Annotated in this window: 14 protein-coding genes and 1 pseudogene; 5 read left to right on the forward strand and 10 right to left on the reverse strand. The window is 72.5% G+C overall.

What is annotated here, in order from left to right; genetic code table 11:
- Window positions 1-129 precede the first annotated feature (129 nt).
- Window positions 130-567, forward strand: a pseudogene (locus ACH4OW_RS38225) (GNAT family N-acetyltransferase); the annotation flags it as partial.
- 79 nt (window positions 568-646) lie between these two features.
- Here the strand turns inward: ACH4OW_RS38225 and ACH4OW_RS38230 are convergent.
- Complete coding sequence (locus ACH4OW_RS38230) at window positions 647-1,750, reverse strand: DMT family transporter (RefSeq protein ID WP_398033382.1); 1,104 nt, start codon at window positions 1,748-1,750, stop codon at window positions 647-649.
- A gap of 75 nt (window positions 1,751-1,825) precedes the next feature.
- Here ACH4OW_RS38230 and ACH4OW_RS38235 point away from each other — a divergent pair, with 75 nt between their 5' ends.
- On the forward strand, window positions 1,826-2,734 hold the full coding sequence (locus ACH4OW_RS38235; protein ID WP_398033384.1) for a LysR family transcriptional regulator: 909 nt from the start codon (window positions 1,826-1,828) through the stop codon (window positions 2,732-2,734).
- A 43-nt stretch (window positions 2,735-2,777) separates the two neighbouring features.
- A complete protein-coding gene (locus ACH4OW_RS38240) occupies window positions 2,778-3,110 on the forward strand; it encodes a GrpB family protein (RefSeq protein ID WP_398033387.1) in 333 nt (110 codons plus the stop codon).
- 26 nt (window positions 3,111-3,136) lie between these two features.
- Here the strand turns inward: ACH4OW_RS38240 and ACH4OW_RS38245 are convergent, their stop codons facing one another.
- The 4 genes from ACH4OW_RS38245 to ACH4OW_RS38260 form a co-directional block, all read right to left on the reverse strand.
- On the reverse strand, window positions 3,137-3,658 hold the full coding sequence (locus ACH4OW_RS38245; protein ID WP_398033389.1) for a GNAT family N-acetyltransferase: 522 nt from the start codon (window positions 3,656-3,658) through the stop codon (window positions 3,137-3,139).
- A gap of 58 nt (window positions 3,659-3,716) precedes the next feature.
- Entirely contained in the window at window positions 3,717-5,129 is a 1,413-nt protein-coding gene (locus ACH4OW_RS38250; RefSeq protein WP_398033392.1) for a carboxyl transferase domain-containing protein, read from the reverse strand.
- Window positions 5,130-5,277: 148 nt separating this feature from the next.
- A complete protein-coding gene (locus tag ACH4OW_RS38255) occupies window positions 5,278-6,732 on the reverse strand; it encodes an acyl-CoA synthetase (RefSeq protein ID WP_398033395.1) in 1,455 nt (484 codons plus the stop codon).
- Between the two features lie 140 nt (window positions 6,733-6,872).
- Window positions 6,873-7,337: a pyridoxamine 5'-phosphate oxidase family protein gene (locus ACH4OW_RS38260; protein ID WP_360139174.1), complete on the reverse strand. Its 465-nt coding sequence runs from the start codon at window positions 7,335-7,337 to the stop codon at window positions 6,873-6,875.
- Between the two features lie 194 nt (window positions 7,338-7,531).
- Here ACH4OW_RS38260 and ACH4OW_RS38265 point away from each other — a divergent pair, with 194 nt between their 5' ends.
- Window positions 7,532-8,188 (forward strand): cysteine hydrolase, encoded by a 657-nt coding sequence (locus ACH4OW_RS38265; protein ID WP_360139171.1) that lies wholly within the window; start codon window positions 7,532-7,534, stop codon window positions 8,186-8,188.
- Between the two features lie 30 nt (window positions 8,189-8,218).
- On the opposite strand, the gene ACH4OW_RS38270 is transcribed toward ACH4OW_RS38265, so the two are convergent.
- Together ACH4OW_RS38270 and ACH4OW_RS38275 are read right to left on the reverse strand one after the other, a co-directional pair.
- Window positions 8,219-8,740 carry a Rieske (2Fe-2S) protein gene (locus ACH4OW_RS38270; protein ID WP_398033398.1) on the reverse strand — a complete coding sequence of 174 codons (522 nt, stop codon included), beginning with the start codon at window positions 8,738-8,740 and terminating at the stop codon, window positions 8,219-8,221.
- A 126-nt stretch (window positions 8,741-8,866) separates the two neighbouring features.
- Window positions 8,867-11,014 carry a prolyl oligopeptidase family serine peptidase gene (locus ACH4OW_RS38275; RefSeq protein ID WP_398033401.1) on the reverse strand — a complete coding sequence of 716 codons (2,148 nt, stop codon included), beginning with the start codon at window positions 11,012-11,014 and terminating at the stop codon, window positions 8,867-8,869.
- A gap of 380 nt (window positions 11,015-11,394) precedes the next feature.
- On the opposite strand from ACH4OW_RS38275, the gene ACH4OW_RS38280 reads away from it, so the two are divergent.
- The gene (locus ACH4OW_RS38280) at window positions 11,395-12,657 is read left to right on the forward strand and encodes an alpha/beta hydrolase family protein (RefSeq protein WP_398033403.1); all 1,263 of its coding nucleotides are present in this window, start codon (window positions 11,395-11,397) and stop codon (window positions 12,655-12,657) included.
- Here ACH4OW_RS38280 and ACH4OW_RS38285 read toward each other — a convergent pair.
- The 3 genes from ACH4OW_RS38285 to ACH4OW_RS38295 form a co-directional block, all read right to left on the reverse strand.
- Window positions 12,621-13,289 (reverse strand): transglycosylase SLT domain-containing protein, encoded by a 669-nt coding sequence (locus ACH4OW_RS38285; protein ID WP_398033406.1) that lies wholly within the window; start codon window positions 13,287-13,289, stop codon window positions 12,621-12,623. The genes ACH4OW_RS38280 and ACH4OW_RS38285 overlap by 37 nt on opposite strands.
- A gap of 522 nt (window positions 13,290-13,811) precedes the next feature.
- Window positions 13,812-14,003, reverse strand: coding sequence for a hypothetical protein (locus tag ACH4OW_RS38290; protein WP_360141587.1), 192 nt, complete (start codon window positions 14,001-14,003; stop codon window positions 13,812-13,814).
- A 23-nt stretch (window positions 14,004-14,026) separates the two neighbouring features.
- On the reverse strand, window positions 14,027-14,614 hold the full coding sequence (locus ACH4OW_RS38295; RefSeq protein WP_398033409.1) for a hypothetical protein: 588 nt from the start codon (window positions 14,612-14,614) through the stop codon (window positions 14,027-14,029).
- Window positions 14,615-14,679: the final 65 nt, after the last annotated feature.

A 14,679-nucleotide genomic window follows, 5' to 3' on the forward strand; every position in this document is an offset into this window, starting at 1 on the left:
CGTTACGACAGTCGACGCCACGACTGAGCACACCAGGAGGCGTACGGGGGCGTGCGCCCGGCCGACGGCGAACCGGAACGAGTGCCGGGATCGCAGGAGGAGGGGGACGATGTTGACTACGATCGCGCGATGGCTGATCAGAGCTTTCTTGTCCGTGGTCCGCGGGTTGCCGTTCGGCGCGTCTGCGCGCGCGACCGGGAGGAGATCGCGGCTTTCGAACGTGAGAGTGCCGCGCTGCACCGCCCGTGGGTCCCCGCCCGGGACACCTCGCCGGAAGCCTTTCGCGCGTACGTGGCGAGGTTCGACCGGCCCACCCATGAGGGCTTCGTGGTCTGCCTCCGCGCCGGCGGCGCGATCGTCGGCGGCGTCAACATCAACGACGTGGTGCGGGGCTCCCTCCGGAGCGGGTCCCTGGGCTACGTCGCCTACGCGTCCACCGCCGGGCACGGCTATATGACCGAAGGCGTGCGCCTCGTCGTGGAGTACGCCTTCACCAGGCTGGGGCTGCACCGGCTGGAGGCCAACATCCAACCCGGCAACGTCCCGTCCCTCCGGCTGGTCGAACGGCTCGGTTTCCGGCGCGAGGGGTACTCACCGCACTTCCAGTACCTGGACGGTGCCTGGCGGGGCCACGAGCGGTGGGCGATCACTGCCGAGATGACCGGTCACGCCGCTCGGCCGCCCGCCGACGCGGGAGGCGAAGGGCCGTGCGGCGAGGGGCCGTGCGGCGATGGGCCGTCCGGCGGGGACGGCTCTGGGTCAGGGCGGCGCCCGCCAGGATGATCAAGGCGCCGACGGGGGTGTTCCAGCTGAGCCGTTCGCCGAGCAGGGCGACGCCCGCCGCCGTGGCGATCACGGGGACGAAGTAGGTGACCATCTGCGCGGTGGTCGGGCCGACCTCCGCCACCAGGCCGTACTGCAACAGGAAGGCCAGGCCGGTGCCCAGTGCGCCGAGGCCGAAGACCGCGAGAAGGGGGACGAGGGGGAACGAGCCGGGAGCGGACGTGAAGAGGGCGGTCACCACGCCGACCTGGACGGTGGCCAGAAGCATTTGGGCGCCGGAGAGGGCGACGTTGGACTCCTTGGCGCCGCCGAGGGTGCGCCGGACGTAGATCCAGCCGATCGGGTAGCTCAGGGAGGCGCCCAGGGCCATCGCCGTGCCCGCCGGGTCCGTGCCGGAGAAGCCCTGCCAGGCGCCGAGCACGGTGAGCACGCCCAGGAAGCCGAGCCCCAGGCCCGCGACGCGGCGGCGGGTGGGCCGGTCCTCGGAGAGGGCGACCAGCGAAAGCGCCATGCCCCACAGCGGGGAGCTGGCGTTGCAGATGCCGGCGAGAGTCGAGGGGATGGTGAGTTCGGCGTAGGCGAAGAGGGAGAACGGCAGGGCGTTGAGGAAGAGCGCGGCGACCGCCAGGTGGCCCCAGGTCCGTGCGGAGCGGGGCAGCCGTTCGCGCTTGGCCAGCAGTACGGCGACGAGCACCGCCGAGCCGAAGGCCAGTCGGCCGAAGGTGACTTGCAGCGGCGCGTACCCCTGCGTGCCGACCTTGATGAAGAGGAAGCTGAAACCCCAGACGCAGCACAGGATGCCGAACCGGACGCGCCAGTCGAGGGCGGGACGCCGCGGGCCCGGCGTTGCCGGTGGCGTGGCCGCGGTAGCAGGGGGATTGGCGGCGGAAGCAGCCGGAGAACCGGTGGGGGAAGGGCTCGGTGAGGCGGGAGCCGCAACGGCTCCTTGGGGGACGGCGGTGCGCATGGGAACCACGATGCTGCGTAGTCAATTCTTAGCACAAGCGAGTTTTCGTGGTGGTCACCGCTTAGCATTGCTTACATGTTGAACCTTGATCGCCTGCGGACCCTGAGCGCGGTGGCACGGCACGGCTCGGTGAGCGCGGCGGCGGACGGGCTGCATGTGACCACCTCCGCCGTATCGCAGCAACTCGCCAAGCTGGAGCGGGAGGCGGGCCAGCAGCTGCTGGCCAAGAACGGCCGGGGCGTGCGTCTCACCGACGCCGGCCGGCTGCTGGCCGAGCACGCCATCCGCATCCTCTCGCAGGTCGAGCTGGCCCAAGCCGATCTTGAGGCACATCGCGGGCAGGCCGTCGGCGAGCTGCGGCTCGGCGCCTTCCCCACCGCGGCGCGTGACCTCCTGCCCGGCGCGCTGGTCCAACTCCGCACCGAGCACCCCCAACTTCGGGCGCAACTGCGCGAGATGGAACCGGAGGCGTCGGTGCGGGGCGTGGTGCGCGGCGACATCGACCTGGCCGTCGTCCTGGACTGGCACAACCGCCCGCTCCCGCTGCCCGAAGGTCTGGCCAAGGCGCCGATCCTCGACGACCCGGCCGACGTGGCCATGCCGGCCGGCCACCCGTTGGCGCACCGTCACTCGGTCGAGCTGGAGGAATTCGCCGACGACGAGTGGATCGCCTCGCCGGAGGGCGAGTTCTGCCACGACTGGCTGATGTTCACCCTGCGCAGCAAGGGAATCGAGCCGCGCGTCGCCCACATGGTGGAGGAGCACCCCACCCAACTCGCCCTGATCAGCGCGGGGCTCGGCGTGGCGGTGGCCCCCCGGCTGGGGCGCGGGCCGGTGCCGCAGGGCGTGAGCGTGGTGCCCGTACGGCACACCATGCGCCGGCACGTCTACGCGGTCTGGCGTGCCGACGCCGACCGCCGGCCGTCGATCCGCGCGGCCGTCACCGCGTTGCGCAGGACGGGACAAGAGAGGGAAGGGCGCTGAAAGCCCGTGATCCGGGCACCGGCCGGCCGGCACAATGACGCGCATGGCCAAGCGGATCATCGAGGTAGTCCCGTACGACCCGGCTTGGCCGGTGGCGGCCGCCGGCGCGATCGCGGAGGTGCGCGAGGCGCTGTCCGGAGCGATCACGGAGATCGAGCACATCGGTTCGACGGCCGTCCCCGGGCTGGCCGCCAAGCCCGTCATCGATCTGATGGCCGCCGCCGAGGACCTCGGTGCCGTCGGGTCCCGCGACGCGGAACTGGCCCGTCTCGGCTATTGGGCGGGTCACCACGGCATGTCCGGCCATCTCCTGTACGTCCGTGGCGACGACGCCCACCGGACGCACCACCTGCACGTGGTCACTCTGGAGAGCTGACCGACCGCGCCCGCGCCGAGCGGGGCCTACCGTCGGTCCCGGTCTGGGAGGACTGAAGAAGCCGGCGGCCCGGACCGCCGGCCGGGTGGCGCCACGTCGGCCTGCAACAGCCGGGGGGAGGTGCCGAAGCCGTGCCGGGAGTAGGCCCGGACCGCCCGGTCGCTGGAGTGGACCGTCACGCGTTCGAGGCCCATCCCGTGGGCGAGTTCCAGCACCGCGTCGATCATCCGCCCGCCCAGCCCGCCGTCCCGCTCGCCCGGAACCACGTACACACACTGCACATCGCCCGACGCCCGGTCCAGCGTGCGCGGACTCGGCACGCGCCGGGTGACCGCCAGCCATGCCATGCCGATGACCGCGTGGCCGCGGAGCATCACTGTGCAGTGATGGGAGGAAGCGTTCTCGCGCGCCCAGTCCGTGAAGCGTTGTATGAACGCGTCGCGTGTGGTGACGGGCGTACCGTCGTTCTCCTGCACCCATTGCCACCGGAGTGCGGCGACGGTGGTGAGTTCGTCAGGGCGGGCCGGGCGGATGAGGATGTCGTCCATGTGGCCAGTGTGGCGCACGGGGTGGGGGAGGGCCGGGCCTGTCGTCGTCCCAGGCCGGTCAGCCGGGGTTGGGCGGGGACACGATGCCTTGGACGATGCCCAGGTCCAGCAAGTCCTGCGGGCGGATGCGGAGTTGGTCCGCGGTGTCCCGCACCGCACTCGCGTCGCGCTTGAGAATGGCGGCGGCCGATTCCGGCGCAATCACGGAGAAATAGCTGTCCGGCGTCGCCCACAGCCGCCCCGGTGCGGCCAGCGCCAGCGCGCCGCCGGACCCGCCCTCCCCGACGAGCAGCGAGGTGACGGGCGTACGGACCGAGGCCAGTGCGGCGAAGGCGTCCGCGATGGCCGCGCCGGCGCCCGCCCGTTCGGCGGCCGGGTCGTTGGCCGCGCCCGGGGTGTCCACGAGCGTGAGCACCGGCAGGCCGAGCCGGTCCGCCAGCCGGATCAGCCGGGTGGCCGTGCGGAAGCCCGCGGGGCGTACGGCGGTGCCGCACTGCGCGGCGAACGCGACCGTGCGCCCGTCATGCCGGCCGAACCCGCAGCGCACACCCGTGTCGGTGCCGCCGCAGCGGTCGCCGCTGATCTCCTCGCGCCACTCGAAGTACGCGTCCAGGTAGGCCGCGGCGCGCGGGCGTCGCTCGTCGCGGGCCGCGCGCACCGCATCCCAGCCGGACTCCGGCAGGCAGGTCGCGCCGAGAGCGTACGGAAGCGGGGCGGCTTCCACGGAGGAGGCCGCATCGGCACCGGCAGCATGGACACCGGCTGTATCGGCACCGGTCACATCGGCACCGGCCGTATCGGAATCGGCCGCCCGTGCCGGGCCGGGAGACAGCAGCCGCAGCCAGCCGCCGAGCGTCGCGCGCAACCGGTCCGGCGGGACGACGGCGTCGAGCTGCCCGGCCGCCAACTGGCCCTCGGCGCTGTACGCGTACGGGTCGGCGCCTGCCGGGCGTACCCGCGAGCCGGCGAAGCCGACCTGCGCGCCCGGAAGCGCGAGCACCACGTCGGCGCCCGCGCCGAGCGTCGCCCAGCCGCCCCCGGTCGTCGGATCGCGGACCACGGCGAGCTGCGGCAGCCCCGCGGCGCGGTTCAGCGCCGACTGGGCGGCCACCCGCTGGAGCTGGGACAGCGCCCGCATTCCCTCCTGCATCCGGCTGCCGCCCGTGGCGATCAACGACACGACCGGCAGGCGCCGCTCGCGGGCGTGGGCGAAGGCGGCCACCAGCCGGTCGCCGGTGCGCCGGCCGAGGGAGCCGCCGAGGAAGCCGAACTCGAAGGAGACCAGGACGGTTTCCACGCCTGCGACCCGGGCGGTTCCGACGATCACGGACTCGCGTTCACCGGTTCGCTCCCGGGCCCGCTGCCGCGCGGCCCCGTACCCGTGCCAGCCGAGCGGCCCGTCGTCGAGCGGCTCATCGTCCAACGTCTCGTCGTCGGGCGCGGGCAGCTCGGTGAAGTCGTCCGTCACCACGGCGACCGCCTCGCGCGCGGTCCAGCGCGGGGACGGCCCGGCCGGTATGGACCGATCGTCCGCGCCCCGGGGCCCGCCGGTCTCACCCGTCCCGCCGTCAGCCCCGCCATCGGCCCCGCCGGACCCGCCCGCCCCCAGCGGTGGTTCGCTACGCACGGAGTTCCCGCTTGAGGATCTTGCCCATGTCGTTGCGCGGCAGGGCCTCCAGGAAATGGACCACGCGGGGGCGCTTGTGCGGAGCGAGCTGCCGGGCCACATGGTCGGCGAGGTCAGCACCGGTCGGTGCGGGCGCGCCCTCGGCCGCGGGCGCCGGGACGACCCAGGCGACGATCCGCTCGCCCAGGTCCTCGTCCGGCTCGCCCGTGACGGCGGCCTCGCCGACGCCGGGGTGCTCCAGCAACGCGTTCTCGATCTCGCCCGCTCCGATCTTGTACCCGCCGCTCTTGATCAGGTCCGTGGCCTTGCGCCCCACGATGCGGTAGTTGCCTGCGGCGTCGCGGGTCGCCATGTCGCCCGTACGGAACCAGCCGCCGTCGAAGGCGGCGGCGGTGGCGTCCGGGCGGTTGAGGTATTCGACGAACAGGTTCGGGCCGCGGACCTGGATCTCGCCCACCGTTTCGCCGTCGTCCGCCTCGACGGCCTGCCCGGTCTCGTCGACGAGCCGGACGTACACGCCGGGCAGCGGGACGCCGACGCTGCCGGGTGCGGGGTCGCCGTCGGCCCGTACGCTCGTGTTCATCAGCGTCTCGGTCATGCCGTACCGCTCGACGACGCGGCAGCCGGCGGCAGCGGCGAGCCGTTCGTGGTCGCTGCGCGGCAGCGCCGCCGACCCGGAGACCAGGAGACGGGCCCGGGACAGCGCCTTGGCCAGAGCGGGGTTCTCGCCCGCCTCCACGGCCAGCCGGTGGTACATCGTCGGCACGCCGAACAGCATGGTGCCGTCCGCCCCCAGCTCTCTCACGACGCCCTCGGTACTGAAACGCCCCAGGTGGCGGACGCTGCCGCCGCGCCGCAGCGGCCCGAGGATCCCGAGGACGAGGCCGTGCACATGGAAGAGCGGCAGGCCGTGCACGAGCACGTCGTCGGCCGTCCACTGCCAGACCTCCGCCAGCGCGTCCAGAGTGTGGGCGATGGCCCGGCGGGGGATGACGACTCCCTTGGGCGGGCCGGTGGTGCCGGAGGTGTAGACGATCAGCGCAGGGGACTCGGCAACCGGCTCGTACGGGAGCGGGGGGACCTTCTCGTCGCCCGTACCGGTGTCGACGTCGAGGCGGGGGAGAGCGGCCAGCGCGGCGGGCAGCTCGGCGTCCGGCTCGGCCAGGACGAGCGCCGGGCCGCTGTCCGACACGATGTGCGCCAGCTCGCTCTCGCCGATCTTCGGGTTGGCGGGCACGGCGGGCACCCCGGCGAGCAGCGTGGCCACGACAGCGACGGCGGTCTCCAGCGTGGGCGTGGCCCAGACGGCCACCCGGGTCTGGCCGCCGAGGCGCTCGGCGAGCCGGCACGCCACCGCGGCCAGCTGACGGTAGCTGAGCGCACGCTCGCCGAAGCGCAGCGCGGGCTGCGGCGATGCGTCGCCCAGCGTCGGAAAGAGCACGTTCACCAGGTCTCCCTCGTCCTCGTCGTCCCACGTCGTTGCCGGCGGCCCGGATCCGCCGGAAGCGGGCCGTCCCCCACCACTTTGGCAGAGACCACCGACAACGCGATCACGCGGCGCCGCGCGAGGGTACCGGCGCGCTCCGCTCACCCCGGCATCTTGCGGAAGTCCCAGGAGACGACGGAGTCCGGCACCAGCCGCAGCCAGGCGTGCCGCCCGTCGTGCGGCATCTCCTCCATGCCGAAGTACTTGGCGGCGAACATCCGTTCCGGGGCGTCGAGTTCCGGGCAGGGGTCACTCGTCCGCGGTACCCCGCCCACGACGGCCGCGCTGCCGCTCAGCTCCGCCCCACGCAGCTCCCCGTAGTCGTGCCCGTCGTCGACGACCACCGCGATCCGCGGGTCCTTGCGCAGCTGCGCCCACCGCTTGCTGCGGACGACCGAGTACAGCCAGAGCGCCGCGCCGTCCCAGACGAACCACAGGGCGCCGACGTGCGGGGTGCCGTCCTCGCCCACCGTGGCCACCCGGCACGTGCGCTGCTCCGCCAGGAAGGCGTCCAATTCCGGCGGCGTCATCATGATGCGGCGCCCGCGCCGCTGTGTGGCGGTCATGCCTCGTCCACCTCCGCTGTGCGGCCCGCGGGCGCGGACCGGCCCGGCCTGCCGAGTGCCAGGCATCATGCGGTCTCTTCCCTGCCGGCGCAATGCCCTTCCCCGCCGGCGCGATGGCGGCTACTCTCACGCGGCTTGCGACCACGGCGCCGGCGTCACGTTCCGGCCGCTGGTGACAACAAGGAGACGCATCGATGGCAACGGGCGCGCACCTCTCGCAGCAGACCGACCCGGCCACGACGGCGCTGCTCACCGTCGAGTGCCAGCGGGGCGTCGTCGGACCGGACAGCGCGCTGCCGGAGCTCGCCGAGGCGGCCCGCAGGACCGGCGCGCTCGGCCGGGTGGCCCGGCTGGTCGCGGCCGCGCACGTCGCGGGCGTACAGGTGCTGCACGCGGTCGCCGAGCGGCGCCCCGACGGCCGGGGCGCCAGCCGCAACGCGCGCCTGTTCAGCGCCGCCGAACGCCTGCCCGTACAACAGCTCGCCGGTACGACCGCGGTCCGGATCGCCGAGCCGATACCCGTCCGCGAGGACGACCTGATCGTGCGCAGGCTGCACGGCCTGTCGCCGATCGCCGGTACGGACGTGGACCCGCTGCTGCGCAACCTCGGCTGCCGCACCCTCGTCGTCGCCGGGGTGTCGGCCAACGTGGCGGTCCCCAACGCGGTCTTCGACGCGGTCAACCTCGGCTACACCGCCGTCGTGCCCGCCGACGCGATCGCCGGCGTGCCGGCCGACTACACGACGGCGATGGTCCGCCACACCCTCGCCCTCGTGGCCACCGTCACCACCACCGACGAGCTGGTCTCCTGCTGGACGAAGCCGCGCAGGCCCGGGACCGCCCCCGGATGACCGGCGGCGCGCCCCGTACCTCGGGACGCGTCAGCCGAGCTTGATCGAGTCGCCCTCGACGCTGACCTTGGCCGCCGGGAGCCCTTGTGTGGCGGGACCCTTGCGTACGCTGCCGTCGGCGACCGCGTACTTGCTGCCGTGGCAGGGGCAGTTGATCGTGCCGCCCGCCACCTCGTCGACCAGGCAGCCCTGGTGCCGGCAGATCGCCGAGAACGCCTTGAACTCGCCCGCCGCCGGCTGCGTCACCACGATCTTGTGGTCCTTGAAGACCTTGCCCCCGCCCTCGGGGATGTCCGTGACCTTCGCCAGTACGCCTCCGGCCGCGCCGCCCGCGCCGGTTCCTCCGCCGTCCTCGGCGCCGCCGCCTCCGGCTGGCGACGAAGAGCCTGGCGACGTCTCGGGAGCGGCGGAGGACGCGCTGCCGCCGTACCCGTCCGTGTCGTTCCCGCATGCCGCGAGGGCGGCGGCCAGTCCCGCGGCGCCGGCCGCCGCCACGACCGTGCGGCGTGGTGTCCCCGTGCCCGCCCGTCCCGCTGAAGCCTGCTGAGTCATGCTGTGCCTCCGGCTGTCGGTGCATTCCCTGCCCGTGGGCGCCGCGCCCCGTGAGCCGTGTGTCACGTGGTCCGTGCGGTCCGCGGGCGTTGTGGAAGTTCCATACGGAGGGGCGGGGGAGGGCGTTCAGCTCTTGGCGAGCGCGTCGCGCAGGAAATCGCGTTCGAAGCGGAGCAGGTTCTCGGTCACCGCCGCGTCGGCCGGCGAATGCCCTGCTCCGGGAAGCGGCAGCACGCTGTGCTGTTTGCCGGCCGCGAGCAGTTCGGCCGAGAAGCGGAGGGTGTGCGCGGGCGCCACGTTGTCGTCCGCCAGCCCCTGTACGAGGAGCAGCGGGCGGCGGAGCAGGTGGCCGTGGCCCGCGAGGGAACTGCGCGCGTAGGCGTCCGGCGCCTCCCGGGGGTGGCCGAGGAAGCGCTCCTTCCAGTGGGTGTCGTACAGCCGCTGGTCGGTGGGGGCGGCGCCGGCGACCGCCGCGTGGAAGACGTCGGGGCGGTGCAGGACGGCGGCCGCCGCCAGGAACCCGCCGAACGACCAGCCGCGGATCGCCACCCGCTCCAGGTCGAGGTCCGCGAAGCGCTCGGCGGTCGCGTGCAGCGCGTCGACCTGGTCCTCCAGGACGGGTGTGAGCTGGTCGCCGTGGACGGCCTTCTCCCACGCCGGGCCCCGCCCCGGAGTGCCGCGGCCGTCCGTGACCAGTACGGCGAAGCCCTCCTCGGCGAACCACTGCGCCACACAGCCGAACCAGGTACGCGCCCGCACCGCCAACTGGACGCTCGGTCCTCCGTAGGGGGAGAGCAGTACCGGCAGCCTGCCCGTACCGGGCTCGTGCCAGGAGGGCAGGTACAGGGCGCCGCGCAACTCGCGCTCGCCGAGTACCAGGTGCCGCGGGCGCGGAGCGACGGCCGGCTCCTCGGCGAGCGACGCGACGGATCCGGGCGGCGTACCGGGTACGGGGCCGGACACGCCGGTCACCGGCCCGTCCGGGGTCAGCCCGGACAGGACGACCGTGCCGCCGCCGACCGCCGCGGTGAACCACCCGGGACCCTCGCTCAGGCGGACCGGTCCGTCCTGGGGGTCCCACCTCCACACGTGGAGTTCCGTCGGCTCCTCCTGGGCGGTGAACCACACCCGTTCGCCCTCAACGGCGACGACCTCGCGCAGGTTCAGTCCGGGCGGCGTGACGTTTCTGCCGCCCATGTTCAGACGGCGGGTGCCGTCCGCGTCCTCGGGAAGGACGAGCGCCCCCGAGGCCGTACGGGCCGGGGTGCCGGACACGATCTCCACCCAGGCGGGGTCGGTGCGCTCGTGCAGGACCGCGGTCGCGCCGCTGCCGTCGTCGACCGTGAGCGTGCGCAACGTCCGCTGGTCCCGGCTCTGTACGCCGACGAGTGGCCCGTGCCCGTCCCACCCGGCGCTGACCAGGTACTCGTACGCGGCCCGGTCCCAGTCCACCTCGACGCGTGCCTCGCCGGAGGCCACCGGCACGATGTGCAGCGACACCTCGGCGTTGGCCGTCCCCGCCGACGGGTACGGGACCGCGCGCGGCGGCTGTTCGGGCCGTGCCGGGTCGCCGATGTAACGGCGGGCCACGCCCGACGTGTCGGCCCGGGCGACCAGGATCCGGCGGCTGTCCGGCGACCACCAGAAGCCGCGGGTCCGGTGCATCGACTCGGCCGCCACGTACTCGGGGAGCCCGTAGGTGACGTCCGGGCCCTCCGCGGCGGCCAAGCACCGGTCCGTACCGTCCTCCAGGCGGACGACGTGCAGGGATCCGCCGGTCACGTACGCGACGAACCGCCCGTCCGGGGAGGGCCGGGGGTCGGCGACCGGGCCGGCGGCCGGCACGTGGAAGGGGGCGCTCCCGTCCGTACGCACCACCCACAGGGCGCCGGAGAGCGCACAAGCCACCACGCGCGCTGCGGCGTCCGTCGCGTACGCCACCACGCCCGTCGCGTGCTCACGCGCACGCTCCCGGCGCAGCCGCTCCTCCTCGGGCAGCAACCCCTCCGAGAACGCGCCCCCGTCGCCCTCCAGGAGCGCCGGATCGACGAGGACCCGTTCCGCTCCGCCCTCGTAGAGCCACAGCCGGCCTACGGGGTCGTCGCCGCCGCCCGTACGGACGAACAGGACGCGGCTGCCGTCCGGGGAGACGCCGAAGCGGCCCGGGACACCGAGGGTGAAGCGCCGGGTGCGCGCGAACTGCCGGGGAAACGCGGCGGAGGTGGCGGAGGCGCCGGAAACCGGAGCGGCGGAAGAGGTAGCGGAGAGAGCCATGCGGGAACTCTGACACCCGAAACGGCTCCGCTGCCATGGGGTTTGCTGCCAAGGGCGCCACTTCGGGTGGTCCCGCCACTGGCCCGGCGACCGCGCCGCGGATACGACGAAGCCCCGCGGACGGGGGAGCCGCGGGGCTTCGTGTAATAAGTGTACATGTCTTCAGGTGTTATGCCCGGCCGGATCCGTGGCGCCGGGGCGGCGCGGCCGTGCACGCGGATCACCAGCAGGCTCGGCGACTCCCGGTACACCGCGTCCGGGCTCACCGCCGACGATGTCGACGGGCTGATCCACGGGGCGAGTGCCACCCACCAAAGTCATGTTCACGGCTGTCCTTCGGCAGTGCAGAGCGCCACCCGCCCCTTCCTACGCTCTGGCCCATGATCCGCACACGTCTCGCCTCCACCGCACTTCTGCTGGCCTCGGCACTGCCGCTCGCGCTCGTCGCGGGCCGGGCCGAAGCCGCCCCGCCGGTATCCGCCACCACGGTTGCCGCCGCGCCTCTCGCCGCTTCCGCGACCCAGCTCGCCATCCCGCGCCCCACGGGGCCGTACGCGGTCGGGCGGGACGTCCGGCACCTCGTGGACGAGAAGCGGCGCGACCCCTGGGTGCCCACCGCCGAGCGGGAATTGATGGTGTCCCTGTATTACCCCGCGCATCCGGATGGCGGCGGAGAGAGCGTTCCGTACATGTCCCCGGAGGAAGCCAGGTTTTTCCTGGAGGGGCGGAGACTGGACGGCGTATTCGACGCTGGGCAGCTCGCCGCGACACGTACGAACGCTCGCGCCGGCGCGCGCCCGGCGGGCGGTAAACATCCTCTGCTCGTGCTCTCGCCCGGCTTTTCGCTCTCGCGCGCCACCCTCACGCTGCTTTCCGAGGACCTGGCTTCACGCGGTTATGTCGTCGCCCTGGTCGACCATGCCTACGAGTCGTTCGGTACGGCCTTTCCCGGCGGCCGCACCCTCACCTGCGCAGCGTGCCGCACGGTGGAGAGCGAACCGACGGACGCGGCGGAAAAGAAACGGATGGGGAAGGCCGCGCAAGACCGCGCAGCCGACATCTCTTTCCTCGTCGACGCCTTGCTGCGCCGCCCGGAAACCGGCCGGACGCGTTTCTGGGCGCACTCCGCGATGATCGACCCGCGGCGCGTCGGAGCGGCGGGACACTCGCTCGGCGGAAACGCCGCGGCACACGCCATGAGCACCGACGACCGGATCCGCGCCGGCGTGAACCTCGACGGCTCGTTCTTCGCACCGGTGCCGCGGTCCGGCCTCGGCGGGCGCCCCTTCCTGATGCTGGGCACCGCCGCCGGTCACGCGCCCGGCGGCGAGGACACCACCTGGCCGAGTGCCTGGCGCCGCCTCGACGGCTGGAAACGCTGGCTCACGGTCAAGGGCGCCGGCCACTTCTCGTTCCTCGACCTGCCGGTGCTCGGCGCGCAACTGGGTGCCGGCGATCCGACGGTGCCGCTGTCCGGCCGGCGGTCGGGCGAGATCACCACCTCGTACGTGAGCGCCTTCTTCGACCGGGCACTGCGGGGCGCGGCCAGGCCCCTGCTCGACGGCCCGTCGGCAGCCGACCCGGAGGTCGCGTTCCATTCTCCGGCTCAGTACGCGGAGTTGACGTTGTCCATGGAGCCGTAGCGGTGGGCGGCGTAGTTGGCCGCGGCGGTGATGTTGGCGACCGGGTCGAACAGGTCGTGGGCCGTGCCCTCGACGTGGTACGTGTCGAAGGTGGGCTGGATGACCTGGAGCAGGCCCTTGGACGGGATGCCGTTCTTGGCGTTGATGTCCCAGTCGTTGACGCAGTTCGGGTTGCCGCTGGACTCGCGCATGATGTTGCGGTGCAGGCCCTCGTAGCTGCCGGGGATGCCCTTCTCCTTCATGATGGCCAGCGATTCCTTGATCCAGCCGTCCAGGTTGTTCGCGTAGTGCGGCTTGGCGGCCTCGACCGGCTTGCGGTCGGCGGCGCGGCTGGCGGCCTCCTTGGCGGTGTGGCCCTGGGCGGCCACGGCCGTCACCTTCACCGCGTCGGCGAGGTTCGCGGCCTGCTCGCCGGCCTTCGGGTCGGCGGCCTTGGTCTTGGCACCCACCGGCTGGCCGTTCGCGGAGACCGGCTGCACGGCGGACGGCGCGGCCGAGGAAGCGGCGTGCGCCTCGCCGGCCGCGGCGGGGACCGTCAGCGCCGCGGTGGCACCGGCGGCCACCAGCACGGCGGCGGAGAGCTTGCGGGTCTTGGTCACGCGGACGGAACGGAGCAGAGTGGGCATCGGCATGCGGAAACCTCTTCCGGGACGCTGGTGCGTAAAAGGGGGACGCGGCCGGTTACGGATTCGGGCATGTGGTGCCGGCTGCGCAATACGAAGGATGTGATCCGGGTGCGTGACCGCGCTCACCTTCTGCGGTGAAGGGCGCAGCGCTCTTTCCCGGTGCTCCACCATGATTAGCGGCGGCGAAATCGGAAAGCAATAGCGGTGGTGCGTGGCGATCTGCTATGCGACCCCGTAGAAGCCGGAGCGACGCCGTGAGTGAGACCTCCATACGGCCGCATACGGCGAGCGGCTTCTACGGCGTGGGGCCGTAGAGGACCAAGGTCCCGTGCGCCGGATCACGCCGCCGGGCGCTTTTGCGCGGCGCTTCATCCGCTCGCCGGGGGCGTTATTGTGGTGCGCGTCACCGTTAATGCGAGAGCGTTTTCCCGATCCTCATATGCGAGGAGAAATGCCGAACGCCCGGCCGGGCGGACCCGGCCGGGCGTTCGGCGTACGGCGATGGAGAGCGCGTCGCCGGCGCGCGGTTCAGCGCTTGCGTAGTCGATGGACGACGGCGGCCAGACAGAGTCCGGCCGCCAGGCCGCCCAGCGCCCAGGGAATGCTGGGTTCGCCACCGTTGCGGTCCCAACCGATCGCGGAGAAGACCCAGGTGACGAAGAGGACCAGGAGAGGCGCCCAGCGCCGCGTACGAATACGTCCGGTGTGTTCTTGCGGCATGTCCTCCTCTTTCCCGGTTGCTGCTACTTGGTCGTGTTGAACTTCAACTTGCAATACTTGTTAACGCACTTGGGCTTCCAGTGTACCTTGCCCTTGCCGCCGGCCACCGGGCCGATAAAGCTGCTGCTGTAGTACGTCCCCGTCACTTTGAAGTCTTCCGCGTAACTGCAGACCGGAATCTTTCCGGCGAGGCAGGTCTGCGCCTTGCCGGTGGCCGTCCAGGTGACGACCGTCTTGCTCTTTCCGGACTGGTACGGCGTGTTGAACTTGATTTCCCAACCGAGCAGCTTGGCGGGCGCGGTGGTCGATTCCTCGCTCCAGGCGCGGCTGTCGGTGATGTCGCCCTTCTTGTTCTCACAGATCTGGACGCGCATCTTCACGTGCCCGAGGCGCATGGACACCTTGGCCTCGGACGGGTAGTACGCCTTGGAGAACGTACGGCAGCCACCGGCTGCGGAAGCCGGTGCGGCACCGGCGAATATCATTCCGGCGGAAAGCGTGGCAAGCGACAAAATTCCTGCCGCCGCGCGACGTGTTGCGGACACTGGTTCCCCTCGTAAGAATTCACTGGTCAGGTGAAACGCGTTGATCGTAGGCAGGGTTCCGGCCAAGGGCAAGTCCCCGGTGGCGCATTGTGCATTCGGTCGAAAATGCCCAGACCGGTATATGTGCTACA

Origin of the sequence: Streptomyces sp. NPDC017056, assembly GCF_044332485.1 — a bacterium.
Taxonomy (GTDB): domain Bacteria; phylum Actinomycetota; class Actinomycetes; order Streptomycetales; family Streptomycetaceae; genus Streptomyces.

Bases quoted from the DNA above. Each gene is read 5' to 3' on its own strand.
- ACH4OW_RS38290 (WP_360141587.1), bottom strand. From the start codon at position 14,003: ATGCCGCAAGAACACACCGGACGTATTCGTACGCGGCGCTGGGCGCCT.
- ACH4OW_RS38275 (WP_398033401.1), bottom strand. From the start codon at position 11,014: ATGGCTCTCTCCGCTACCTCTTCCGCCGCTCCGGTTTCCGGCGCCTCC.
- ACH4OW_RS38230 (WP_398033382.1), bottom strand. From the start codon at position 1,750: ATGCGCACCGCCGTCCCCCAAGGAGCCGTTGCGGCTCCCGCCTCACCG.
- ACH4OW_RS38245 (WP_398033389.1), bottom strand. From the start codon at position 3,658: ATGGACGACATCCTCATCCGCCCGGCCCGCCCTGACGAACTCACCACC.
- ACH4OW_RS38240 (WP_398033387.1), top strand. From the start codon at position 2,778: ATGGCCAAGCGGATCATCGAGGTAGTCCCGTACGACCCGGCTTGGCCG.
- ACH4OW_RS38260 (WP_360139174.1), bottom strand. From the start codon at position 7,337: ATGACCGCCACACAGCGGCGCGGGCGCCGCATCATGATGACGCCGCCG.
- ACH4OW_RS38270 (WP_398033398.1), bottom strand. From the start codon at position 8,740: ATGACTCAGCAGGCTTCAGCGGGACGGGCGGGCACGGGGACACCACGC.
- ACH4OW_RS38285 (WP_398033406.1), bottom strand. From the start codon at position 13,289: ATGCCGATGCCCACTCTGCTCCGTTCCGTCCGCGTGACCAAGACCCGC.
- ACH4OW_RS38235 (WP_398033384.1), top strand. From the start codon at position 1,826: ATGTTGAACCTTGATCGCCTGCGGACCCTGAGCGCGGTGGCACGGCAC.
- ACH4OW_RS38265 (WP_360139171.1), top strand. From the start codon at position 7,532: ATGGCAACGGGCGCGCACCTCTCGCAGCAGACCGACCCGGCCACGACG.
- ACH4OW_RS38280 (WP_398033403.1), top strand. From the start codon at position 11,395: ATGATCCGCACACGTCTCGCCTCCACCGCACTTCTGCTGGCCTCGGCA.